Origin of the sequence: Rhodococcus sp. 05-2254-6 (assembly GCF_002258565.1) — a bacterium.
In the GTDB taxonomy this organism is placed as follows: domain Bacteria; phylum Actinomycetota; class Actinomycetes; order Mycobacteriales; family Mycobacteriaceae; genus Rhodococcoides.
Genome location: NZ_NOZF01000175.1, coordinates 1 through 22,405, shown reverse-complemented (window position 1 = coordinate 22,405; position 22,405 = coordinate 1). Strand labels below are relative to the sequence as shown.

26 protein-coding genes and 4 tRNA genes are annotated in these 22,405 nt (G+C 64.8%); 23 read left to right on the top strand and 7 right to left on the bottom strand.

The window, feature by feature from the left end:
• Window positions 1-49 precede the first annotated feature (49 nt).
• Together CH256_RS24230 and CH256_RS24225 are read right to left on the bottom strand one after the other, a co-directional pair.
• Complete coding sequence (locus tag CH256_RS24230) at window positions 50-1,114, bottom strand: AbrB family transcriptional regulator (RefSeq protein ID WP_094670907.1); 1,065 nt, start codon at window positions 1,112-1,114, stop codon at window positions 50-52.
• Entirely contained in the window at window positions 1,111-1,698 is a 588-nt protein-coding gene (locus tag CH256_RS24225) for a flavin reductase family protein (RefSeq protein WP_094670905.1), read from the bottom strand. The genes CH256_RS24230 and CH256_RS24225 overlap by 4 nt, the downstream gene beginning before the upstream one ends.
• Before the next feature lie 62 nt (window positions 1,699-1,760).
• Between CH256_RS24225 and menD the strand changes: the two genes are divergently transcribed.
• The 4 genes from menD to CH256_RS24205 are packed head-to-tail and all read left to right on the top strand — an operon-like array spanning window position 1,761 to window position 4,927.
• Complete coding sequence (gene menD / locus CH256_RS24220) at window positions 1,761-3,371, top strand: 2-succinyl-5-enolpyruvyl-6-hydroxy-3-cyclohexene-1-carboxylic-acid synthase (protein ID WP_094670903.1); 1,611 nt, start codon at window positions 1,761-1,763, stop codon at window positions 3,369-3,371.
• A 45-nt stretch (window positions 3,372-3,416) separates the two neighbouring features.
• Entirely contained in the window at window positions 3,417-3,896 is a 480-nt protein-coding gene (locus tag CH256_RS24215; RefSeq protein WP_218829034.1) for a DinB family protein, read from the top strand.
• A gap of 37 nt (window positions 3,897-3,933) precedes the next feature.
• Complete coding sequence (locus tag CH256_RS24210; RefSeq protein ID WP_176460400.1) at window positions 3,934-4,536, top strand: class I SAM-dependent methyltransferase; 603 nt, start codon at window positions 3,934-3,936, stop codon at window positions 4,534-4,536.
• Between the two features lie 55 nt (window positions 4,537-4,591).
• Window positions 4,592-4,927 (top strand): hypothetical protein, encoded by a 336-nt coding sequence (locus CH256_RS24205; RefSeq protein ID WP_218829158.1) that lies wholly within the window; start codon window positions 4,592-4,594, stop codon window positions 4,925-4,927.
• Window positions 4,928-5,317: 390 nt separating this feature from the next.
• Here CH256_RS24205 and CH256_RS24200 read toward each other — a convergent pair whose 3' ends face one another.
• The gene (locus tag CH256_RS24200) at window positions 5,318-5,821 is read right to left on the bottom strand and encodes a DUF2505 domain-containing protein (RefSeq protein WP_094641104.1); all 504 of its coding nucleotides are present in this window, start codon (window positions 5,819-5,821) and stop codon (window positions 5,318-5,320) included.
• 55 nt (window positions 5,822-5,876) lie between these two features.
• On the opposite strand from CH256_RS24200, the gene CH256_RS24195 reads away from it, so the two are divergent.
• From CH256_RS24195 to CH256_RS24180, 4 genes are all read left to right on the top strand, one after another.
• Window positions 5,877-6,317, top strand: a complete 441-nt coding sequence (locus CH256_RS24195; protein ID WP_176460399.1) for a DUF3592 domain-containing protein — start codon at window positions 5,877-5,879, stop codon at window positions 6,315-6,317.
• Complete coding sequence (locus CH256_RS24190; RefSeq protein WP_094670899.1) at window positions 6,310-6,735, top strand: glutaredoxin domain-containing protein; 426 nt, start codon at window positions 6,310-6,312, stop codon at window positions 6,733-6,735. Before CH256_RS24195 ends, CH256_RS24190 begins: the two co-directional genes overlap by 8 nt.
• A gap of 63 nt (window positions 6,736-6,798) precedes the next feature.
• Window positions 6,799-7,938, top strand: a complete 1,140-nt coding sequence (locus tag CH256_RS24185) for a glycosyltransferase family 4 protein (RefSeq protein WP_179272209.1) — start codon at window positions 6,799-6,801, stop codon at window positions 7,936-7,938.
• Window positions 7,939-7,952: 14 nt separating this feature from the next.
• The gene (locus CH256_RS24180) at window positions 7,953-8,648 is read left to right on the top strand and encodes a demethylmenaquinone methyltransferase (protein ID WP_068046274.1); all 696 of its coding nucleotides are present in this window, start codon (window positions 7,953-7,955) and stop codon (window positions 8,646-8,648) included.
• A gap of 6 nt (window positions 8,649-8,654) precedes the next feature.
• Here CH256_RS24180 and CH256_RS24175 read toward each other — a convergent pair whose 3' ends face one another.
• Window positions 8,655-9,902 carry a geranylgeranyl reductase family protein gene (locus CH256_RS24175; protein ID WP_094670897.1) on the bottom strand — a complete coding sequence of 416 codons (1,248 nt, stop codon included), beginning with the start codon at window positions 9,900-9,902 and terminating at the stop codon, window positions 8,655-8,657.
• A 188-nt stretch (window positions 9,903-10,090) separates the two neighbouring features.
• On the opposite strand from CH256_RS24175, the gene CH256_RS24170 reads away from it, so the two are divergent.
• Window positions 10,091-11,110, top strand: coding sequence for a polyprenyl synthetase family protein (locus tag CH256_RS24170; RefSeq protein WP_094641106.1), 1,020 nt, complete (start codon window positions 10,091-10,093; stop codon window positions 11,108-11,110).
• An 89-nt stretch (window positions 11,111-11,199) separates the two neighbouring features.
• Complete coding sequence (gene htpX, locus CH256_RS24165) at window positions 11,200-12,069, top strand: zinc metalloprotease HtpX (protein ID WP_068046268.1); 870 nt, start codon at window positions 11,200-11,202, stop codon at window positions 12,067-12,069.
• Between the two features lie 137 nt (window positions 12,070-12,206).
• On the opposite strand, the gene CH256_RS24160 is transcribed toward htpX, so the two are convergent.
• Complete coding sequence (locus CH256_RS24160; RefSeq protein ID WP_008713817.1) at window positions 12,207-12,707, bottom strand: YajQ family cyclic di-GMP-binding protein; 501 nt, start codon at window positions 12,705-12,707, stop codon at window positions 12,207-12,209.
• Window positions 12,708-12,882: 175 nt separating this feature from the next.
• On the opposite strand from CH256_RS24160, the gene CH256_RS24155 reads away from it, so the two are divergent.
• From CH256_RS24155 to rplA, 11 genes are all read left to right on the top strand, one after another.
• Window positions 12,883-12,965: transfer RNA gene (locus tag CH256_RS24155), tRNA-Tyr, on the top strand.
• A 182-nt stretch (window positions 12,966-13,147) separates the two neighbouring features.
• Window positions 13,148-13,220, top strand: a tRNA-Thr gene (locus CH256_RS24150).
• Between the two features lie 62 nt (window positions 13,221-13,282).
• Window positions 13,283-13,355, top strand: a tRNA-Met gene (locus CH256_RS24145).
• 81 nt (window positions 13,356-13,436) lie between these two features.
• A complete protein-coding gene (rpmG, locus tag CH256_RS24140; protein ID WP_027498281.1) occupies window positions 13,437-13,604 on the top strand; it encodes a 50S ribosomal protein L33 in 168 nt (55 codons plus the stop codon).
• A gap of 138 nt (window positions 13,605-13,742) precedes the next feature.
• Entirely contained in the window at window positions 13,743-14,255 is a 513-nt protein-coding gene (gene hadA / locus CH256_RS24135; protein ID WP_068046265.1) for a (3R)-hydroxyacyl-ACP dehydratase subunit HadA, read from the top strand.
• On the top strand, window positions 14,242-14,667 hold the full coding sequence (gene hadB / locus CH256_RS24130) for a (3R)-hydroxyacyl-ACP dehydratase subunit HadB (protein WP_068046262.1): 426 nt from the start codon (window positions 14,242-14,244) through the stop codon (window positions 14,665-14,667). The genes hadA and hadB overlap by 14 nt, the downstream gene beginning before the upstream one ends.
• A gap of 190 nt (window positions 14,668-14,857) precedes the next feature.
• A tRNA-Trp gene (locus tag CH256_RS24125) sits at window positions 14,858-14,930 on the top strand.
• A gap of 30 nt (window positions 14,931-14,960) precedes the next feature.
• Window positions 14,961-15,440 (top strand): preprotein translocase subunit SecE, encoded by a 480-nt coding sequence (gene secE / locus CH256_RS24120; protein ID WP_094641108.1) that lies wholly within the window; start codon window positions 14,961-14,963, stop codon window positions 15,438-15,440.
• Between the two features lie 65 nt (window positions 15,441-15,505).
• Complete coding sequence (gene nusG / locus CH256_RS24115; protein WP_094641109.1) at window positions 15,506-16,330, top strand: transcription termination/antitermination protein NusG; 825 nt, start codon at window positions 15,506-15,508, stop codon at window positions 16,328-16,330.
• 62 nt (window positions 16,331-16,392) lie between these two features.
• The gene (rplK, locus tag CH256_RS24110; protein WP_008713829.1) at window positions 16,393-16,827 is read left to right on the top strand and encodes a 50S ribosomal protein L11; all 435 of its coding nucleotides are present in this window, start codon (window positions 16,393-16,395) and stop codon (window positions 16,825-16,827) included.
• Window positions 16,828-16,968: 141 nt separating this feature from the next.
• Window positions 16,969-17,688, top strand: a complete 720-nt coding sequence (rplA, locus tag CH256_RS24105; RefSeq protein WP_027498276.1) for a 50S ribosomal protein L1 — start codon at window positions 16,969-16,971, stop codon at window positions 17,686-17,688.
• Window positions 17,689-17,759: 71 nt separating this feature from the next.
• On the opposite strand, the gene CH256_RS24100 is transcribed toward rplA, so the two are convergent.
• Entirely contained in the window at window positions 17,760-18,671 is a 912-nt protein-coding gene (locus CH256_RS24100) for an alpha/beta fold hydrolase (RefSeq protein WP_094670895.1), read from the bottom strand.
• Between the two features lie 10 nt (window positions 18,672-18,681).
• Window positions 18,682-20,628, bottom strand: a complete 1,947-nt coding sequence (locus tag CH256_RS24095; protein ID WP_094670893.1) for a CocE/NonD family hydrolase — start codon at window positions 20,626-20,628, stop codon at window positions 18,682-18,684.
• A 237-nt stretch (window positions 20,629-20,865) separates the two neighbouring features.
• On the opposite strand from CH256_RS24095, the gene CH256_RS24090 reads away from it, so the two are divergent.
• Together CH256_RS24090 and CH256_RS24085 are read left to right on the top strand one after the other, a co-directional pair.
• A complete protein-coding gene (locus tag CH256_RS24090) occupies window positions 20,866-22,104 on the top strand; it encodes an SDR family oxidoreductase (RefSeq protein ID WP_094641113.1) in 1,239 nt (412 codons plus the stop codon).
• Between the two features lies 1 nt (window position 22,105).
• Window positions 22,106-22,303, top strand: coding sequence for a serine/threonine protein phosphatase (locus tag CH256_RS24085; RefSeq protein WP_094670891.1), 198 nt, complete (start codon window positions 22,106-22,108; stop codon window positions 22,301-22,303).
• The last annotated feature ends 102 nt before the right edge of the window (window positions 22,304-22,405 follow it).

Sequence of the window (22,405 nt, the reverse complement as noted above, 5' to 3'; positions counted from 1 at the left end):
CCGTGCGGACGACATCGGTGGACCTGAGTGCGTATGGGGTCGCGTCGATTCACTCGGGCCGCCCTCGCCGATAGTGCTGGACGACCTTCGCTCCCATCGGCACTGCGAACAGCATCATGAACACTCGGATCACCTGGGCGGCCACGACGAACGTCACGTTCGCACCGGTCGATGCCGCGATGGCCAACACTGCGTACACCCCACCCGGGGTGGTGGCGAGGTAGCCCTCGTATCCGCTGGTGCCCGTCGCCGAGGCCAACCACAGCCCCAACATCGCGCACCCGACGGTGACGGCGATGATGAGCAGCAACGCGGACGGCAGCACCCGCGAGATGGACTTCAGGCTCGCGACGGTGAACCGCAGACCGGCTTGCCACCCGATCACGATGTACGCCGCCCACAGCAGCAACGTGGGAACACTGGCGTCGAACGAGAACCCGAGAAGGTCGGCGCACGTGGCGACGATCAGTGGGCCCAACAGTGCCGGAGCGGGAAATCGGAGTGCCAGTGCGAGCAGCATTCCCACCCCGCCGCAGACCAGAACGAAGGCCAGGTCCACGTACAGCGGAGCTCCGGAATCGGCGAGCATCGTCGACTGACCGGGTTGTGCGCGAAACACCAGTGTCGCCACCAGCGGCAGGGTGGTGGTGACGAGAACGACCCGCAGGTACTGCACCACCGCCACGACGCGTTCGTCGCCGCCGAGTTCCTGGGCGATGGCCACCAGCCCCGACGCGCCGCCCGCGACCAGTGCCAGCGCACCGGTCAGCGAATCGATGTCCTTGCGCAGTCCCAGCAGCGCGCCCGCAGCGATGGACAACACGAGCGTTCCGACGCATGCCAGCAGCACCGGCAACCAGGCGTCGCCCAGTGAGCTGAGGGTGTCTTGCTGCACCAACGTTCCGATCTCGACACCCAACACCGCCTGAGCCACCATGCCGAGTCGGCGCGGCAGCGGGGCGCGTTCGGTTCCCGTGGTCGGTGCCCAGCCGGCGAGCGCGAAGATCACCGCCACCAGCAGCGCGACGAACAGAGCTGCCGACGGAATTCCCAGAGCATCCGCGCCGACGGTCAGGCCGACCGTGACGAGAATCAGCAGCGACCAGCGAATCAAGAAGGGCGCTCGATCTCACGAACCTCGGGCGGCAACCCCCACTCGGTACGGCCGAGGCGGCTGAGCGGAGCGATGGCGTCGAACTCGGGCAGTCCGTCCTCGGCCAGATATTCGGGACGCACCGACAGGGCGACGACGGTGCCCATGACGACGAAGCAGTTTCCTACCTCGACGACGCGATGCAGTCTCGCCTCGATGGCGATCGGAGCGGCCGCCACGCGCGGTGGTGTGACGACGGTGCTGGGCTCGCTCTCGATCCCGAGCTTCTCGAATTCGCTGACGCCGTGATCGAAGCTCGCCGAGCTGCCGTTGACCTGATCCACCAACGGAGCCGTCGCCAGATTGACGACGAACTCGCCGGTGGCCTCGATGTTGCGCAGACTGTCCTTGCGGCTCACCGAGGTGAACTGCACGACCGGCGGTTCCACCGAGGACACCGTGAAGAAGCTGTACGGCGCGAGGTTCGCCACACCGTCGGCCGAGACGGTGGAGATCCATGCGATCGGCCTGGGGACCACCGACGCGGTCAGTAGCTGGTAGAAGCGGCGGGGGGAGACCTCATCGGGCCGGAAGACTGTACGCACACGTCAATACTGTCAAAGCCCGGTTGCGGCGGCTGACCGACACATCTGACACTCTGGATTCTGTGAATCCGTCCACCGCACAGGCCACCGCAGTCGTCGACGAACTGGCGCGCAGCGGGATCCGAGACGTCGTGTTGTGTCCCGGCTCGCGGAACGCCCCGCTGGCGTTCGCGTTGCAGGAGGCGGATGTCGCCGGTCGCCTGCGGTTGCACATGCGGATCGACGAGCGAACCGCGGGCTTTCTGGCCATCGGCCTGAGTCTGGGCAGTGGTCAGCCCGTTCCTGTGGTGATGACGTCGGGAACCGCGGTCGCCAATCTGGGGCCTGCGGTTCTCGAAGCGAACTACGCGCGCATCCCGCTGATCGTCATCAGCGCGAACCGCCCGTACGAGATGCTCGGCACCGGCGCGAACCAGACCATCGAGCAGCTCGGTCTGTTCGGATCTCAGGTACGCGCGACGATCAGCCTCGGACTCGCCGAGGAAGGCCCCAAGCAGAACAGTCAGTGGCGCAGCGCCGTCTCCCGCGTCATCGCCGCAGCGCGCGGCGCACGCTCCGGCAACGCCGGTCCGGTGCACTTCGACATCCCACTGCGTGAGCCACTGGTGCCTGCGATCGGCGACCCCGGCGCGCGTCCGGAGGGTCGGCCCGACGGGTTGCCGTGGACCTCGACCACCCAGGCGACACTCGACGTCCCCGTCGAACTGGATCTGACAATCGACACCGTGGTCGTGTCCGGCCATGGCGGTGCCGTGCGTCCGGAGCTGGCCGGGTTGCCGACCGTCGCCGAGCCGACCGCACCCCTGCACGGAATCCCGTTGCATCCCTTGGCTCTTGCGCAGTTGAAGCCGCGCCAGGCCGTCATCACCGGGCGGCCGACCCTGCACAGGCAGGTCTCGGCTCTGCTGGCCGATCCGGCCGTGGACGTCATCGCGCTCACCACCGGTCCGCGCTGGCCCGACGTCTCGGGCAACGTGTTGGCCACCGGTACCCGAGCAGTCACCACCGGTGCGCCCGACCCCGCCTGGATCACCCGCTGCGCCGCGCTCTCCGAGAGAGCCGAACTGGCTGTGCATCAACAACTTCGAGAGCACCCCAAGCCGACGGGACTGCACGTGGCCGACGTGGTCATGTCTGCGCTGCAGCCCGGAGATCAACTGGTGCTCGGAGCGTCCAACCCCGTGCGCGACGCGGCCCTGGTGGCGACTCCGAACCCGGACGTGAAGGTTCTCTCCAACCGCGGCGTGGCCGGTATCGACGGCACCGTCTCGACGGCTATCGGTGCCGCGATGGCCGGAAAGCTGCGCACCGTGGCACTTCTCGGCGATCTGACATTTCTGCACGACGCATCGGGCTTGCTGATCGGCACCGGAGAACCGCGTCCCGAAGACCTGACGATCGTCGTCGCCAACGACGACGGCGGCGGCATCTTCGAGCTCCTCGAACAGGGCGATCCGCAGTACGCGGGGGTGTTCGAGAGAGTGTTCGGTACGCCCCATGGCATGGACCTCGGCGCGATGTGCGGTGCCTACCGCGTGGAGCACCACCTGGTCGACTTGGCCGATCTGGCAACCGAACTCACCGGACATGCCACGGGAATCAGGGTGCTGGAAGTGACGACCGAACGATCGGGACTGCGAGATCTACACGCGGCGATTCGGGCGCGGCTCTAGAAGTCGTTCTTGCCCTGCCGGAACTTCGCTGTGAAGGAGGACCCCGTGACGGGTGCTTTCGAGGTACTGGTGGACGATGATCGCACTCAGCTCGAGGCGTTCGTCGAGGACTACCGGAGGGCGCTCGATGCGACAGTCGATGGTCTCACCGAGGAGCAGGCGCGCGAACGGTTGGTTCCCTCTGCCACAACGCTTCTGGGACTGCTTAAGCATGTGACATGGATGCAGCGAGTGTGGTTCGAGGAATGCATCGGAGGTGGGTCCCGGGCTGCACTCGGCCTGGTTCGCAGTCCCGCGGAGTCTTTCGTCCTGGAGGACGGCGACACCATCGCCGGCGTCGTCTCGGCGCACAGACAGGCGTGCGCAACTGCCCGAACCGTCGTAGCCCCGTTGGCGCTCGATGCCATCGTGACGGGCCATCACACCGGGCCTCGTACCGTGCACTGGGTATATCTGCAGGTGCTCCGGGAATTGGCACATCACTGCGGCCATGCCGACATCCTTCGGGAACAGATCCTCGCGTGAAACCAGAACTCGGTCGACCGAACGAAGGAGCGGACAAGTGAGTAGAACCCTTGACAGTTACGAATCGGCGGCTGATGTGTACGTTCAGCGAACGAGACGCGATTCGACGCGCGCGTGGCAGCCGTTCATCGACGAGTTCGTTGCACAGGTCGATGCCGGCCTGGTGCTCGAACTCGGAAGTGGACCCGGTTGGCACGCAGCCGAGCTCGAGCGCCGTGATCTTCGGGTCGAGCGGAGCGACGGGGCTGCGGCCTTCGTCGACATGATGGAGAGGGACGGCTACTCGGCTCGCACGCTCGACATCATCACCGACGACTTCGGTGGGATGTACGACGGAATCTTTGCCAACGCTGTGCTCCTGCATCTGAATTCGCTTCAGTTCGATGCCATTGTCGCAAAGGCAGCCGCGGCATTGCGTCCCGGCGGGATGCTTGCTTTCACTCTCGAGGAAGGTGACGGCGAGGAATGGAGTAACGAGAAGCTCGATCTTCCGCGCTACTTCAAGTACTGGCGGGAACCGGACGTTCGCACACGCCTCGATCCGAGTGTGTGGGAGTCGGTATCGATTGCATCCGAGATGTCCCGCGGTGGGCAGCAGTGGCTGATGGTTCTCGCCGAGCGAGGGCGAGCGGTGTCCTGAGACAAATAAATCGAGCGATGCATCCATCGTCGAGTCGATCTGCTCCAGTAGCAGTGTGACTGTATCGCTGGATTCGCTGTCCGTTCGCGTTGCCATTGAGGCGGATGCGGCTGAACTGCTTGTCTTGCAACGCTGTTGCTGGGTTCAGGAAGCGTTTCCCAACGACACCCTCGATACCCCACCGCTTCGCGAGACCCTCGACGAGGTGACGTCGAGGATCGACGAATCGAACGTATCGATCGTGTGTGACGGCCATCGGTTTGTCGGTGCTGTTCGGGTTCGGTTGATCGACCGCACCTGGGAAATTGGCGTTCGAGTTGTTCACCGGCGCGCGCAGCAACAAAAACATCGAGTTGTACCGACGAGCCGGCTACCGGATCGTCGACGTTGATGAGACCCCGCTGGACACATCCGCGGCGCGATTGTCATGCGAAAGCCTGTGTCCGGACGGTGGTATCGGAGGTCACGCGTCGGTCCGAAGTTCAGAAAGAGCCTCGGTGAGGTGCGCGCGCCCTGTTGTGGTCAGCTGTACGGCCATCCCGCTGCGGCGGACAAGCCAACGGTTCCGTAGGCACGATTCGAGAATTGCGGCACCGAGTGTCCCAGCGAGATGAAATCGTCGTACGCCGAGAATTGCTGCCGCAACGGATGCTCCACTCGGATTTGCGACCCCGGGGTTTCTCCGCTTCCGAGCCCCGGAGTGGAGCGAAATGTGCACGCTGGGAGCGCCCCTGACCCAGGGCCGCGCGATGGCAGTTCTCCTTGCTGGAGCTACGTCTCGCTAACCCTGTTGCTCTGCAACCCATTCGAGGGTCTGGCCGGTTTCCTGGTCGATCATGTCCTTGATCATCTTGTTGATCAGGTCCTCGATCTTGCCGCCCACGATGGGGATCTTCACGGTCGAGTCACCCTTGACGATCAGTTTCGCGCCGGTCCCATTGGGGCGCAACGACAGGGTGCCGTTCACCTTCGCGGGCAAACCGGTGGTGCCGCCGATCAGTGTCCCCTCGGCTCGGTCGCCCTCGAGCGGCCCCCAGTGATCGGTGCGCGAGACGATCAGCTTTCCCTTGATCACTTTCGTGACGAAGCCGGGGAGTTCGGACGTGCCGACCTCTTCGGAGATGTCGACGGTCAGGCCACCGTCGTCGTGCTTGGTCAGCTCGTACCCGTCGGTCTTCTTCGCTTTGGCGAACCGCGCCATCCACTGGTCCTCGCTGGTGAGTGCTGCGTGCACGTCAGCGGGGGGATTGGACGATTCGACGGTGAACTCGAAGCTGCGCGACATGAGTCCAGACGCTACCCGAGCCGAGTCCCGTCGGCTGCGAAGTAACCTGATCGCTGTGACCGATACCGACAGAGGCAGCCGAACGCTGCACAGGGCCCGGCTGGTCGTGCTGGTGGTCGCCGTCGCGATTTCTGTCCTCGCCGTGTTGCTCGTCATCGGAGCCTGGCGCAACGACGTCACCATCGATTCCGACAAGGGCACCGCCACCGCCGAGGTGCTGTCCGCGGGCAAGCTGCGCTCGGCCGTCAGCTTCATCACCCCCGACGGTGTGACGCACAACCCCCCTCTCGGCGTGCTGTACCCCACCAATCTCGTCGCGGGCCAACGCATCGAGGTCGAGTACTACAAGGCCGACCCGGACGTCGAGTTGGTTCGCGTCGCGGGCCGCGACGCTACCGTCGCGATCGTTCCGGCCGGATCCGTCATCGTCGTCACGTGGCTGATTGCCGGCCCGGTGCTGTTCTGGTTACGTCGCAAGGAGGCCGAGAATGCGTAACGCCAAGCAGTGGGTCATCGCTGCGCTCGCCGCAATCGCCGGGTTCGCGCTGGTGAATTTCGGCAACATTGCGTCCTCGATCGTGGTGATGGTGCTCGCCGTGGTGTTCGTTCTCGTCCTGACGACGCCCGTGCTGTATCCGCGATCTCTGTCCGACGACGCGTCGCGCAATCAGGCAACGGAGAAATCGGTGCCGTTGATCTACTGGCGTCCGGGATGCATCTTCTGCTTGCGGTTGCGGGTCGCGCTGCTGCTGCGCGGAAAGAAGGCCGTGTGGGCGAGCATCCGCCAGGACCCCGCTGCGGCCGCGCGAGTGCGATCGGTGAACGACGGCAACGAGACGGTTCCCACGGTGTTCGCGGGCTCCGAACATCGCACCAACCCGGATCCGTCGTGGGTGCTCGCGCAATTCGTGTGACGTTGGCCCACACGTAACGTTGTCCATACCTGGCCGACGGCGGGGCCGCCCACACTGAGGATCGTGCGAGTAGCCATCGTTGCGGAATCGTTCTTGCCCAACATGAACGGCGTCACCCACTCGGTGATCCGTGTCCTCGAACACCTCGACAAGACGGGGCACGACGCCATCGTCATCGCCCCGGACAATCCGTCCGGTCCCAGAGCCGCGACGTGGCACGACAACGTTCCGGTGCACCGGGTGCCGTCCGTCATGGTCCCCAAAGTGAGCTCGCTACCCGTCGGCGTCCCCGGGCTCGGCATGGTCTCGGCGATGCGCGCCTTCGCTCCCGACGTCGTACATCTGGCGTCACCGTTCTTGCTCGGAGCGGGCGGGCTGGCCGCCGCCAACCGTCTGGACCTGCCCGCGGTCGCCGTTTATCAGACCGACGTCGCCGGTTTCGCCGCCAGCTACGGCCTCGGCCTCACCTCGAAGGCCGCGTGGCGCTGGACCAGGAGACTGCACAGAGGCGCGGCCCGCACTCTGGCCCCGTCCACCTCGGCCGTCGACGCGTTGGAGTTGCACGGCATTCCGCGCGTCCACCGGTGGGCCAGGGGAGTCGACGCCGTCCGGTTCGCACCCTCGGCCAAGTCGCAGACACTCAGAAGCCAGTGGGGAGCAGGCGAGAAGCTGATCGTCGGCTTCGTCGGCAGGCTCGCCCCGGAGAAGCACGTCGAGCGGCTCGCCGTACTGGCCGCAGACCCGTCGATCCAGCTGGTGATCGTCGGCGGCGGACCCGACACAGCGGCACTGCAGACCCTGATGCCCGGAGCGATCTTCACCGGCCAACTCGGCGGCGACGAACTCGCTCGGGCCTACGCCAGTTTCGACATCTTCGTACACCCCGGCGAACACGAAACCTTCTGCCAGGCAGTGCAAGAGGCCCTCGCCAGCGGCGTCCCGGTCATCGGGCCCGACGCGGGAGGCCCGCGCGATCTGGTCTCGCACTGCCGCAACGGATATCTGCTGCCGGTCGACAAGTTCACCGAACTGCTGCCCAGTGCCGTCGGAGCGCTCGCCGAACCCACCACCCGCGCCCGCTTCGGCGACGCAGCCCGCAAATCGGTACTGCACCGCACCTGGCCTGCCATCTGCGACGAGCTGATCTCGCACTACTACGACGTGCAAGGCATCACAGCGCCGCGGGTGCAGAAGATCGCTTGAGTAGTCTGGACTTCGTGGCCCAGACATCACGCGCAACCCTGGCAAAAGAGCCCCACGAGGTGGCGTCGATGTTCGACGGCGTCGCCCGTCGATACGACATCACCAACACGGTTCTGTCGTTCGGACAGGACCGGAGTTGGCGCAAACTGACTCGGCGCGCCCTCGATCTCAAACCTGGCGAGCGGGTACTCGACCTCGCCGCTGGCACCGGCGTCTCGACCGTCGAACTCGGGCTCAGCGGAGCCTGGTGTGTTGCCACCGATTTCTCCAAGGGCATGCTGCAGGCAGGACTGCAGCGAGGCGTTCCGATGGTCGCAGGCGACGCGATGGCACTGCCCTACGCCGACGCCAGCTTCGATGCTGCCACCATCTCCTTCGGCCTCCGCAACGTCTCCGATTTCGACGCAGGCCTGCGCGAGATCGCCCGCGTCACCAAGCCAGGCGGCAGGCTCGTCGTCTCGGAGTTCTCCACGCCGGTGTTCGGACCGTTCCGCACGGTGTACATGGAGTACCTGATGAAGGCGTTGCCGAAAGTCGCTCGCGCCGTGAGCAGTAACCCCGACGCCTACGTCTACCTGGCCGAATCCATCCGCGCGTGGCCGACGCAGGAGCAATTGGCGCAGCGCATCGCCGACGCCGGTTGGACCGACGTGCAGTGGCGCAACCTCACCGGTGGAATCGTGGCTCTGCACAAGGCAACTCGGCCCTGACGCGATTCACGTAAAAGGCGGCCGGGAATCGATTTTCAGTGATCCGGTTCCCGATGCCCGCCACGTGCGGGCGACGAGGTCGCTGTCCGCTTCGGTGATGAGGTTACCCATGCAGCGGACGGCGACTTTCATCAGTGCCCGTGAGCGCATGCCCACCGGTCCCGCTGCGGGTAGGAATCTCGGCACGGTCAACAGTCCGGCGAGGCGTCGAGCGATGGAGAAGGCCTGCCCGTAGTGCTCGCGCAGCAGGGTCGGCCAGGCGTCGGTGAGGTCGGGGTGATCGAGCAGGTCGACGACCATGCGGCCGCCTTCGAGTCCGTAGTCGATGCCCTCGCCGTTGAGTGGGTTCACGCAGGCTGCGGCGTCGCCGATGATGGCCCAGTTGGTGCCTGCGATTCCCGAGACCGCGCCGCCCATCGGCAGCAGAGCCGACGCCACCGAGCGCAACTCCCCGCTGAGGTCCCATTCGCCGCGGCGCTGGTGGGTGTAGAGGTCGAGCAGTGGCCGCAGCGCTCCGGGTGCCGGCCTCTTGGCGGTGGCCAGGGTGCCGACGCCGATGTTGATGGTTCCGTCGCCCAGCGGGAAGACCCAGCCGTAGCCGGGTTGCAGAGTGCCTGCCGCGTCACGTAATTCGAGGTGCGAGCTGATCCATTCGTCGTTGCTTCGGCCCGAGTCGATGTAGGCGCGAGCGGCGACGCCGAATGCGGTGTCGCGATGCCATTGCCGCCCGAGTTGTTTGCCCAGAGTGGAGCGGACGCCGTCGGCGACGATGAGTGTGCGACAGGAGATCTCGTGTGCGCCGGCGGCGGTCTGCAGGGTTACCGAGCGGACCGAATTGCCGTCTCGGGTGACGGCGACAGCCTTCGCTCCCTCGGCCATCACGGCTCCGGATTCGACTGCGGCGACGCGAATCCTGTCGTCCAATTCGGTTCGGGGAACGGCACTTCCGACGGCGGGAAGGGACTTGCTCGGCCACTGGAGTTCCAGTTCCTGCCCGAATCCGCTCAGTCGCAGTCCTCGGTTGCGCGCTTTGCCGCGCACCCACTCACCCAGACCCAGCTGATCGAGCTCGGCGACGGCACGTGGCGTCAACCCGTCGCCGCACGTCTTGTCGCGGGGGAACACTGCCGCGTCGGCCAGGACGACGTCGCGGCCGGATCGCGCGGCCCATGCCGCAGCGGACGATCCTGCGGGGCCCGCGCCCACGACCAAAATGTCGGTCGCGGTGGGTGGGGCGGGATGGGGAGAGGTCACGGGTTCCAGTATCCCGATTTCTACCAACGGGTGCGGCGAGGGCCTCCGGTCGACGCCGTGTGAAGCGTCACCTGTGGTCGGTGACACCGTCCCACCGGTGTGCACGCTAGGTTCACTACGGTAGAAGGCGAGCAGTGGCGCTTCGCCGCTGCCGCCGGCATGTCGACGACAGGACAGGGACCAACATCGTGAGTACAGACGACGCTGCCGTAGCAACGGTCGTTGCCGGAGTCGACCTGGGTGACCCGGAGCTCGCGCGAACCGTCGCCGACGGCCTCGCACGCGTCGAAGAACTGATGATCAGCGAGCTCTCCGACGGTGAGGAGTTCCTCACCGAGGCCGCTCTGCACCTGGCCAAGGCCGGCGGAAAGCGCTTCCGACCCCTGTTCACCGTGCTGACCGGTCAGCTGGGACCGTCGCCGACCGATCCGGCGATCGTCACCGCGGCCACGGTCGTCGAGCTGGTTCATCTGGCGACGCTCTATCACGACGACGTCATGGACGAGGCGTCGATGCGTCGAGGTGCCGAGAGCGCGAACTCACGCTGGGGCAACAGTGTGGCGATCCTCGCAGGCGACTACTTGTTCGCGCATGCGTCTCGTCTGGTGTCCACCCTCGGACCCGACGCCGTCCGCATCATCGCCGAGACCTTCGCAGAACTCGTCACCGGTCAGATGCGCGAAACCATCGGGGCCAAGAGCACCGACGATCCCGTCGCGCACTACCTGAAGGTCGTGTGGGAGAAGACCGGATCGCTCATCGCCTCGTGCGGACGCTTCGGCGGAACGTTCAGCGGCGGCGACGCCGAACATGTGGGACGCCTCGAGCGCCTCGGTGACGCCGTCGGTACCGCCTTCCAGATCTCCGACGACATCATCGACATCTCCTCGGCAACCGAGCAGTCCGGAAAGACTCCCGGTACCGACCTGCGGGAGGGCGTACACACTCTGCCGGTGCTCTTCGCGCTGCGCGAGGAAGGTGCCGACGGCGATCGGCTGCGCGAGATCCTCGCCGGTCCGGTCACCGAAGACGCGCTGGTCACCGAGGCTCTGGAGCTGCTGCAGCGCTCACCCGGCATGGTCTCGGCAAAGAAGACACTCGGTGAATATGCCGCGCGGGCACACGCAGAACTCGCCCTGTTGCCGCAGGGTCCGGCCAACGATGCCCTCGGCCGCCTGGTGAACTACACCGTCGAGCGCGTCGGGTAGTCGGCTCGGACTTCGGGCCGGGAACTGCCGGTCCAGGTGTTTTCGTTGAATCGGGTAGGAAGACCCGGTACGAGGAGGCATCTTCAGTCATGAACGGTTACGCGAACGGTGCGAAGACTTTCGGCCTGTTGGTCGGGATGTCGGCGCTCATCGTGTTCATCGGTTCGCTGTTCGGTAACGCGACCATTCTCATCGGCTCCATCGTGTTGGCAGTCGGCGTCAACGGCTACGCGTACTTCAACAGCGCGAAGATGGCCCTGCGGTCGATGCATGCGGTGCCGGTGACCGAGCTCGAGCAGCCGGCGATGTATCGCATTGTGCGTGAGCTGGCGACGGCCGCTCATCAGCCGATGCCTGCGCTGTACGTCAGTCCCACCAACAACCCCAACGCGTTCGCCACCGGCCGCAACCCCCGCAACGCTGCGGTGTGCTGCACCGAGGGCATTCTGCGGATCCTGGACGAGCGGGAACTGCGCGCGGTGCTCGGGCACGAGCTCTCTCACGTCTACAACCGCGACATCCTGATCTCGTCGGTGGCCGGTGCGATGGCGTCGGTCATCTCGGGTCTGGCGAACCTCGCCTTCTTCGCCAACATTTTCGGCGGACGCGGCAACGGGGGCCCGAACCCGCTCGCGTTGCTGCTGGTGTCGATGCTGGGGCCCGTTGCGGCCAGCCTGGTGCGCCTCGCGGTCTCTCGCTCGCGTGAGTACCAGGCCGACCAGTCCGGGGCCGAGCTGACCGGTGACCCGTTGGCGCTGGCGTCGGCACTCCGCAAGCTCGAGCAGGGAGTGCAGCTGGCACCGCTGCCGCCCGAGCCGCGGTTGGCGGCGGAATCGCATCTGATGATCGCGAATCCGTTCCGCATGGGCGACAAGGCCGGGCAGCTGTTCGCCACCCACCCGCCGATGGCCGACCGCATCGAGCGACTCGAGCGGATGGCCGGCCACCGGCCGTACTGAGCGGCTGCGCCGCATGTGAGCAGAAACTCGTAGCCCACTACGAGGTTCCGTGCACATGCGGCGCAGGAGTGGAGCCTGCGGAACGACCCAGGTGAGCAGGAGTGGAGCCTGCGGAACGACCCAGGTGAGAAGCCGCTCTACCGGTAGTTGACGAACTGCAGCGCGATGCCGAAGTCCTCGTTCTTGAGCAGCTGCTGGATGGCCTGCAGGTCGTCGCGCTTCTTGCTGCTCACGCGCAGTTCGTCGCCCTGGATCTGCGCCTTGACGCCCTTGGGGCCGTCGTCGCGGATCTTCTTGGAGATCTTCTTGGCGTTCTCGGTCGTGATGCCCTGCACCAGCTTGCCGGTGACCTTGTAGACCTTGCCGGACGCGGCCGGATCGTTGGTCTCGAAGGCCTTGAGGGAGACGTCCCGTCGGATCAGCTTTTCCTTGAACACGTCGAGGGCGGCCTTGACCTTCTCCTCGGATTCGGACGTGATGACGATCGTCTCGGACTCGCCGCTACCGGACCATTCGATGCTGGTGTCGGATCCGCGGAAGTCGAAGCGGGTCGCCAGCTCCTTCGCGGCCTGTCCGACGGCGTTGTCCACTTCCTGTCGGTCGACCTTGCTCACTACGTCGAAGGACGAATCAGCCACTTCTCACACTCTCCAGTCGAATCGAAAATTTGGTTTGGCGGTGGTGTCGGTCCACATCCCGCAGGGACTTTATCGGCCCGCTACCGACCGTATCCACCCGGTTTGCGTTCCGGGGGGACGTTCGTTGTATTCTTCTCACCGCGCCGAAGAGCAGTACGGGCTTCGATCGCATCACGGCAGATTGCCCGAGCGGCCAATGGGAGCGGACTGTAAATCCGTCGGCTTATGCCTACGTAGGTTCGAATCCTACATCTGCCACACCTGGAACCCCGGCGAGGATTTCTCTCGCTGGGGTTTCCATGTGAAGAGGGACATGAACGGCTCGCTGACCACGCAATTTGGTAGTCGGCGCTCCGAATGTGTAACCTCTTGAAGGCTTCAGCGCACGGCTCGATGTGCCCTGGAGTGGAGCCTGCGGAACGACTGTTCCGTAGCCACCCGCCCCCTTAGCTCAGTCGGTAGAGCGTTTCCATGGTAAGGAAAAGGTCAACGGTTCGATTCCGTTAGGGGGCTCGCTGGATTGGATGGCTCGACGTCGCGTTCCCCGCGTGGGATGGTGGACGGTGAGCACCTGAGGCGGTGTAGCTCAGTTGGTAGAGCAAACGACTCATAATCGTTGCGTCGCCGGTTCAAGTCCGGTCACCGCTACACAGTAGGCAAGCACGACCAGTAGCACTCATGAACAGTCCTGATTGACCCTGATCAGATTTACCCGAAAGTAGGCGTCCAGTGGCCTCCTCCACCGATGTGCGGCCCAAGATCACCTTGGCCTGCGAGGTTTGCAAGCACCGCAACTACATCACCAAGAAGAACCGTCGGAACGACCCCGACCGCATCGAGCTGAAGAAGTTCTGCTCCAACTGCGGAACGCACCGGGCGCACCGCGAATCCCGCTAGTCTGCTCGGCTCGCTGGTTCGCAGTCCCGATTTTTCTTCGGCGCCCGGCGTTAGGTCGCATTTTCTTCCCTAACGGCTCTTGCGTCCAGGGTAGAAAAGGTCTCCACCGTGTCACAAGCTCCACATGACGTACCGGCCATGGATGCATCCGCTCACGCGGCGTCCATGGTCGGTTGTCATTTCCGCGTCGACGACTTCTACGAGGTCGGCCGCGAGAAGGTTCGTGAGTATGCGCGTGCCGTCCAGGATTTCCATCCCGCGCACCACGACGAGGACGCAGCGAAGGGCCTCGGTTACGACGGTCTCCTCGCGCCCTTGACCTTCGTTTCCCTGCTCGGGATCATGTCGCAGACCCGCATGTTGCAAGAGGTCATCACGGGTTACGACCCGAGTCAGATCCTGCAGACCGATCAAAAACTGGAGTTCCATCGCCCGATCCAGGTCGGCGATCGAATTTTCTGCGACGTGTATCTCGAGTCGTTCCGGCAGATGGGTGGCAGCGACATCATGACCACCAAGAACATCATCACCGATCAGAACGGCGACCTCGTGCAAACCACGTGGACGACGATCGTCGCGCGAACCGGCGGGGAGATCGACGAGAACATCGCCCATGCGGTGAAGGAAGTGATCAGGCATGGCGCTTCGTAACTTCGACGACGTATCGGTCGGGGACGAACTGCCTGAGCGAGTGGTGTCCCTGACCCGCGGCGACCTGGTCAACTACGCAGGCGTGTCCGGCGATCCCAACCCGATCCACTGGAGTGACGAGGTCGTCGCGCTGGCCGGATTGGACGACGTCATCGCGCACGGGATGCTGACGATGGGCCTCGGTGCCGGTTTCGTCACGTCGTGGCTCGGCGACCCGGGTGCGGTCACCGAGTACAACGTGCGCTTCACCAGTGCGGTGTTGGTCCCGGCCGATGCCCCGGCGTCGGTGGAGTTCACCGGCAAGGTCAAGTCCGTGGACGCCGACGAGCGAACCGCGATCGTCGCCATCGTCGCGAAGTCCGCAGGCAAGAAGATTTTCGGGCGAGCGACCGCAACGGTGCGCTTGGCCTGAGCATGGTCGATCCGGCGGAGGTCGTTCACCGCCGGGACGACGGGATTTATCTGTTCCGAAGGGTGTGCAGTACACTGAGATTTCTGGGGTAATTCGGCGCTCCGCGCTGCCCGCGTCCTCCCTCTGGAGAGCGCGAAGGCTGTGTGTGGGAGCCGAATGGACACCAGAGCGGCCGAGAAGCTTCGGCCGAAGGGGCGTAGCTCAATTGGTAGAGCAACGGTCTCCAAAACCGTAGGTTGCAGGTTCAAGTCCTGTCGCCCCTGCCCAAGGTGTCAGCAACTGAGAGGAACGACGTGAGCGAGGAGCGCGGTAAGCGCGACGGTCGATCGGAGGAGGAGTTCGAGAACTCCTCGGCTTCGGGCGACGTCGCACCTGGCTCCGAGGGCCGTCCTTCCGATGCTGACACCACTGCCGGTGAATCCGCTGCAGACGCCGTGGTGCCCACCGGCAAGCGATCCACCAGCAGGTCCCGCGGTAGCGCTTCGGGCGTGTCGATGTCCAAGGCTCCGGCCGCATCCACCGCGCCGGCCAAGACCAAGACCGGCAGGACTCGTTCGGGCAAGGTCAAAGCCGACAAGCGGCCGAACGTGTTCATGCGTCTGCTGCAGTTCTTCCGTGAGGTCGTCGCCGAGCTTCGCAAGGTCATCTGGCCGAACAAGAAGCAGATGGTCACCTACACCAGCGTCGTGCTCGTCTTCCTGACGTTCATGGTCGCGTACATCAGTGGCCTCGACCTGCTCTTCATCCAGGGCGTCGGCTGGCTGTTCGGCTGACCGATCGCAGCTGCGTGAACTACCGACGATCGAACCGAGCAGGAAACTAGAGAAAGGGTGCTGACGTGAGCACGCCGCACAACGACGCCACCGAAGTGGCCGCATTCGACGCCGATGTCGAGGCGACCAAGCAGGGCCTCGAAGCGGAGCAGGCCGCTCAGGACCGCGAAACCGACGAAGCCATCAAGGCCGACGTTGCCGCCGCTGCCGGTGAGGACGTTCCCGCCGAAGACGGCGAGGCAGCCGACGCCGACGTGACAGCCGAGCCCGAGGATCCCGTCGCCGAGATGAAGGCGGCTCTGCGCCGCGCTCCCGGTGACTGGTACGTCATTCACTCGTACGCCGGCTACGAGAACAAGGTCAAGGCCAACCTCGAGACTCGCGTGCAGAACCTCGACGTCGGCGACTACATCTTCCAGGTGGAAGTTCCCACCGAAGAGGTCACCGAGATCAAGAACGGCCAGCGCAAGCAGGTCAACCGCAAGGTTCTGCCCGGTTACATCCTCGTGCGCATGGAACTCAACGACGAGTCATGGGGAGCGGTTCGCAACACTCCCGGCGTCACCGGTTTCGTCGGTGCCACCTCGCGGCCGTCACCGTTGACCATCAACGAGGTCGTCAAGTTCCTCATGCCGCAGGAAGGTGCCAAGAAGGACGCGAAAGCGACCGCAGGCGCAGCCGAGCAGGGCGGCGACACCACGTCGAAGCCGACCATCGAGGTCGACTTCGAGGTCGGCGAGTCGGTCACCGTCATGGATGGCCCGTTCGCCACCCTCCCCGCGAGCATCAGCGAGGTCAACGCAGAGCAGCAGAAGCTCAAGGTGTTGGTATCGATCTTCGGCCGTGAAACACCGGTCGAGCTCGGCTTCACTCAGGTCTCCAAGATCTAGAAGCCGACCACAGACTTGCAGTAGCAACCGCAAGAAACCCGAGCGAATACAAGGAAAAAGAAATGCCCCCGAAGAAGAAGAAGCTAGCCGGGATCATCAAGCTTCAGATCCAGGCCGGTGCCGCCAACCCGGCACCGCCCGTCGGCCCCGCACTGGGCCAGCACGGCGTCAACATCATGGAGTTCTGCAAGGCGTACAACGCCGCGACCGAGTCGCAGCGCGGCAACGTCGTGCCGGTCGAGATCTCGGTCTACGAAGACCGTACGTTCGACTTCAAGCTGAAGACTCCTCCCGCCGCCAAGCTGCTGCTCAAGGCCGCAGGCGTGGCGAAGGGCTCCGGCGAGCCGCACAAGACCAAGGTCGCCAAGGTGACCATGGACCAGGTGCGCGAGATCGCCAAGACCAAGCAGGAAGACCTCAACGCCAACGACATCGATCAGGCCGCGAAGATCATCGCCGGCACTGCTCGCTCGATGGGCATCACCGTCGAAGGCTGATTTACCTGCCCAGCAGGAGCGAAGCCTGCGGAGCGACCGTTCCAGCAGGAGCGGAGCCTGCGGAGCGACCAAAGACACAGAACGTGGGAGAGCCGGCCAGGCTCGTCAACCACACTGAACTCGAACGAAGGACAGTAAGACATGGCAAAGCGCAGCAAGGCCTACCTCGAGCAGGCCGCGAAGATCGACCAGGACAACCTCTACTCGCCTCTCGAAGCCGCGAAGCTGGCCAAGGAGACCGCGTCGAGCAAGTTCGACCCCACCGTCGAGGTCGCAGTGCGACTCGGCGTCGACCCCCGCAAGGCCGACCAGATGGTGCGCGGCACCGTCAACCTTCCCCACGGCACCGGCAAGACCGCTCGGGTTATTGTTTTCGCCGCTGGTGAGAAGGCTGCAGAGGCCGAGGCAGCAGGAGCCGACGTCGTCGGTGCAGAAGATCTGATCGAGCGCATCCAGGGCGGATTCCTGGACTTCGACGCCGCGATCGCCACCCCCGATCAGATGGCCAAGGTCGGCCGCATCGCCCGTGTCCTCGGACCGCGTGGCCTGATGCCGAACCCGAAGACGGGCACGGTCACCAACGACGTGACCAAGGCCGTCAACGACATCAAGGGCGGCAAGATCAACTTCCGCGTCGACAAGCAGGCCAACCTGCACTTCGTCATCGGCAAGGCCTCGTTCGACGAGACCAAGCTGGTGGAGAACTACGGCGCAGCACTGGACGAGATCCTGCGTGCGAAGCCGTCGTCGGCCAAGGGCCGTTACGTCAAGAAGGTCACCGTCTCGACCACCACCGGACCCGGCGTCCAGGTCGACCCGAACCGCACGCGCAACCTCCTCGAGGACGACGCGAACGCGTAAATCAGCTCAGCACTACGACGAAGGCCGGCCCCGATACATCGGGTGCCGGCCTTCGGCGTTCGTGGAGGTGCCTACGCAGCCCGCGCCCGAGCGAAGTTCGCCAGGATGATGCCCGCGATGCGGTCGATCAGTGCGGCGGGCAGGTCGTGGGCCATACCGTCGATCAGCGTCAGTTCGGCGTCGGGGACAGCGCGGGCGATGGCCTTCCCACCCGACGGCCGGACCAGTTTGTCGGCGGTGCCGTGGATTACCGTGGTGGGAGCGGTGATCTTCTTCGCGTAGGGCCGCAGACTGCCGGTGCCGGTGATGGCGGCCATCTGCCGCACGACACCGGACGGGTTGTAGTTCCGCTCGTACATCACCTGCGCGATCTCCAGTTGCTCCTCGGGCGGAGTGCGATAACCGGGGGAACCGATCGCGGCGAGCGTCTTCGCCGAATGCGCGATGATCTCGTCCTTGGTGGCGTCCTTCCCGACGCCACCGATGAGCGGCAGCAGGGCGCGTGGATCGGGCGGTGGCAGTAACGGTTCGTTGGTGCTCGAGAAGAGGATCCCGACCGACTTCGTTCGTTCGGGATAGCGTCCGGCGAAGACCTGGGTGATCATTCCGCCCATGGAGGCACCGACGACGTGCACCGAGTCGATGTCGAGGTGGTCGAGCACGCCGACGGCGTCGGCCGCCATGTCCGTGATCGTGTAGGGCACGTCCGAGGACATCCCGAACTCGTGCCGGATCAGGCGAAGAATCTGGGAACCCCGCACTTTCTGCCCCGTCATCTTGGTGGACAACCCGATGTCGCGATTGTCGATTCGGATCACCCGGTAGCCGGCGTCGACGAGACGGGTGCAGAAGTCCATGGGCCACAACGTCAATTGCGCGGACAGGCCCATGATGAGCAACACTGCGGGGTCGTCGATCGACCCCATGTCCTCGTACGCGATCTCGACGGAGTTCGTCGGCGCGACACCTTGTTCGATTCTCATGTTCTCGTTCCTACCAGCCGGGCTCACCGAGTACCGGAACCACCAGGTAACTCGGATTCTGCGGATCGATGTCGATGTCCTGTCTGCGCAATCGCGTACGCACCAGATCCGGCAGGATCGGAATGAACCGCGGTGTGTCGGTGGCGAATACACTCACGCGCAGGCGGTGGCCGGATGCGATGACGGCCTCGGTGGTGAGGATGTCGATGTCGAGAGCGATGGGTTCGCCGATGGGGACCGGGAGCAGCGCTGCTTCGGTGAGTGGATGGTAGGGGCGGGTGTAATCGCCGTTCGGGGCGAACAGTGATCGCTCGTCGTCGACGGCTCGGCGGGAGGCGAGCAGTGCGCCGTTGCTCAGCACGATCGATCGACCGCTCGGGGCGACGTCGCAGATCATGATGGCCCACATCGCTTCCGGTGCACGGCAGACGACGCGCAGGTGCAGGTTCATGGGGCCGGACAGTACGGTGTCCGACTCGGCGGGTGCGGTGGTGAAGGTGACTGCGGCCCCCTCGGCGAATCGATTGTCGTAGGTGAAGCCGCAGCCCAGGACTGCCGTCACGCCGGCGAGAACCTGTGTGGTGTCACGAGATACGACGGCTCGCAGTGACGGGCGAACGGTCAGGACGTCGGATTCGGCGGCCGGCTCGCCGGTGAGGCTGCCGTCGCCGACGGCATGAGGGGCGGTGCCGGACGCCGCTGCCGACAGGTACAGCCTGCGTGGTTGTGCCCGGGGAGCCGGAAAGTGCCCGTGCGCAGTCCAATTGCCGCCCTGCTGACGCAGGGTGACGGGGCCGTAGTTCTCGATTCCGTTGTCCACGTCGCGCAGCCATTTGTCGAACCAGGCGCGCTCGAGTACGTCGAGCCGAGGCGGAAATCCTGGTTCGCCGAAGCCGATTCCCGGGTTGCCGTGGTAGCCGTCGCCGACGAGCAGTTGCTTGAATCCGCGTTCGAGGGGCAGCCGGTTGTAGATGTCCGGTGCGGAGCCGCCGAAGATGTCGTGCCAGCAGCCGTACAGAAACGTCGGTGCCGCGATGTCTTCGATGACGGCATCGATGGTGTCGTAGTACTCGTTGTCGTAGATTCGCGGATCTCCGCCTGTGACAAAGCCTTTGGCCAGGTCGAACAGATTCGTTGCCGGGGATCGAGCGCGATCGCGGAGCCAGGCGAGCGTGTCGATTCCGCCGACCGCAGGCGCCCACTTGAGCCCGTTGACGGCCGCGAGCCACAGTGGAATGAACGCCGAGGTGGCACCTCCGGTGGCGAAGATCTCGCGCACGATGTCCACCGAGCCCTCGACTGCGAAGATCGCGTCGAGCCCGGCGGGCTGCTTTGCTGCGGCCTGCAGGGAGTTGATCGCGGAGTACGAGATTCCGGCCATCCCGATCCGGCCGTCGCACCAGTACTGGCGTCGGGCCCAGTCGATCACCTCGAGCGAGTCGAGCTGTTCCCGGGGACCCAGCACGTCCCAGGTGCCCGAGGAGCTGCCGGTGCCGCGGACGTCGACGATCATCTGCACGTACCCGCTGCGGACGAGATGACGGTTGACCGAAAGCAGGTCGGCAGCCCCGCCCGCCACCACTCGGGTGATCTCGGTGATGCCGTCGAATCTGCTTCCGGTCAGGTCGAATGCGGACGAGAAAGCTCTGATGGCACGGCCCAGAACCGGGGTCTCGAGGACGGTGTCGATGCTCTTGATCAACAGCTTGTTGTAGGGCGTGAGGTTCAGGACGGTGGGAAACGTGCCTTCCACCGCCTGTCCCGACGCGTCCGCGGGGCGAAAGACGTATGCGCGCAACGCGGTTCCGTCGCTCATCGGAATGCGCACGTTCGTCGTGATGGACACCCGAGGGTAGCGCGGTTGTTCGCGCACGATTGCCGCCCACGCCGCTGCTGCGTCGCCGCCGCTCGGATCGCGTGCGGGTTGCAGGAGGGGGTGGGGGTGTACTGCCGTCATGGGAAACGATTAGACCGTCGAAGGGCCTCGTTTGTCTCGCGGAACGCGCATCGCCGGTGATGTCACCGACCGGTACAGGGCGATTTGCCGACTTCGATTGGGAACACTCTCAACGCCGGTTGAGCGCCGCTGTGGGGGTTCCCAGACTTTCCCGGTCACCCGGTTATGAGCCCGCGTCATTGCTAACGTCTGCCCGTCCGAGTGATGTGGGACACCGACCGTTGCAGGGGAGCGCGAATGCACGTAGAGGCACTGTTCGGAGACGGATCGTTGCGTCCGATCTGGCCGCACGCAGATGCACTGATCACCAACGAATGCCCGGGGCTTCGTTTCGCCGGGAAGTATGCCGACGTCGTCGCGCTGAGCAACGGTGATCCGACGGCGCTGCGCCCGTTCATCGACGAGGACACTCGCCGCCGTGTGGCAGATATGGCAGCACCGCGTACCGACACCGCGTTGGTGTTCGGGGCCAACGGCTTTCTCGGTGCTCACCTGATCGGCCGCCTCACTCGTGATTCCGCCGTCGAGGTCGTCTATGCGATGGTGCGCCCCACCGAGGAGGAAACGGCTCTCGAGCGCCTGCAACGCACGTTCGACCAGTACGAGATCGCGGTGGACGCAGACAAGATCCGCATCGTCGAGGGCACTCCCACGAAATTCCGGTTCGGTCTCGACAAGACCGCCTACTACGACCTGGCTGCCGGAGTGGGACAGATCTTCAACTGTGCCAGTTCCACCGATTACACCGAGAGCTACGCCGAGCTGCGCGACGACTGGTTCGTCAGCGTCCTGCGCATCCTCGAATTCAGCATCACCTCCACCCGCAAGCATCTGACGTACGTGGGCAGTATCGGTGCCCACCTCTATCAGAAGCCCGAGGATTTCCGTCGTCCCGATTCGTGGTGGTACTCCGGGTACGCGCAGATGAAGTGGGTCAACGCAACGCTGCTCGGGTGGCTGTCGATGTCGGACACCTACTCCGTCACCCTGTGCGAGGCGCCCTACATCCTCGGAAGCACCGAACTCGGTCGTGATCCGGGTCGGGTCTACAGCTTCTGGCGCATCATCGAACTGGCGATCGCGGCCGGTGCCATCTGGGACGGCCCGGGGATGAACTACGTTCCGGTCGACGTGATGTGCGACGTCATGGCGAGCAACTCGTTGCGCAGCCATCCGCTGACGAGGCTGTTGCCGAGCAATCCCACCGGCTACGGTCACGATCTGTACGCCGATCTTCTCGGCCTCGATCTGGTGAGCTGGGACGAGTTCAAGGAGCGCGTCAGTGCGCGCATCTCGCCGCGGTTCGCCGAGACGATGCTGGCAGACAACATCGATCAGCTCATGCGGCTGGTGCACAAGCCCGAGGCGATCCTGCCCGTCGACCACGACGTCTCCTGGTGCGATCATCGCCGACTCTTCGAGCTCTACTTCGAGAAAGCACAGCTCAAGACGCTCACGCCCGCCGCCGTCAACTGACGTGTCGGACGGACTCGAACCCACCTCGGTGCGCCTGCGGGACGTACCGGTCGGCCGCGAGGTGACCAACGGCGTTCTCTCGCTGGGCTTCTACGTGGTGTGCGGGCTGATCGGGCTGCTGCCCGGCTCGCTGAGGAACCGGGCCGCCGACGCCTTCGTGACCTGGTCGGAGAGCGTCGACGAACAGCGGCACAACTGATGTGGTGGGTTCGAGGGGTACTCGTCCTCGGTGTGGTGCTGGCAGCTCCGTTCGCTCTGTTCGTGTACTGGCGGACCCGGTTTTTCTTCCGTGATCCGCACC

Coding starts and splice junctions, on each gene's coding strand:
- CH256_RS24200 (WP_094641104.1), bottom strand. CDS start 5,821: ATGTCGCGCAGCTTCGAGTTCACCGTCGAATCGTCCAATCCCCCCGCT.
- CH256_RS24190 (WP_094670899.1), top strand. CDS start 6,310: ATGCGTAACGCCAAGCAGTGGGTCATCGCTGCGCTCGCCGCAATCGCC.
- htpX (WP_068046268.1), top strand. CDS start 11,200: ATGAACGGTTACGCGAACGGTGCGAAGACTTTCGGCCTGTTGGTCGGG.
- hadA (WP_068046265.1), top strand. CDS start 13,743: ATGGATGCATCCGCTCACGCGGCGTCCATGGTCGGTTGTCATTTCCGC.
- hadB (WP_068046262.1), top strand. CDS start 14,242: ATGGCGCTTCGTAACTTCGACGACGTATCGGTCGGGGACGAACTGCCT.
- rplK (WP_008713829.1), top strand. CDS start 16,393: ATGCCCCCGAAGAAGAAGAAGCTAGCCGGGATCATCAAGCTTCAGATC.
- rplA (WP_027498276.1), top strand. CDS start 16,969: ATGGCAAAGCGCAGCAAGGCCTACCTCGAGCAGGCCGCGAAGATCGAC.
- CH256_RS24100 (WP_094670895.1), bottom strand. CDS start 18,671: ATGAGAATCGAACAAGGTGTCGCGCCGACGAACTCCGTCGAGATCGCG.
- CH256_RS24095 (WP_094670893.1), bottom strand. CDS start 20,628: ATGACGGCAGTACACCCCCACCCCCTCCTGCAACCCGCACGCGATCCG.
- CH256_RS24090 (WP_094641113.1), top strand. CDS start 20,866: ATGCACGTAGAGGCACTGTTCGGAGACGGATCGTTGCGTCCGATCTGG.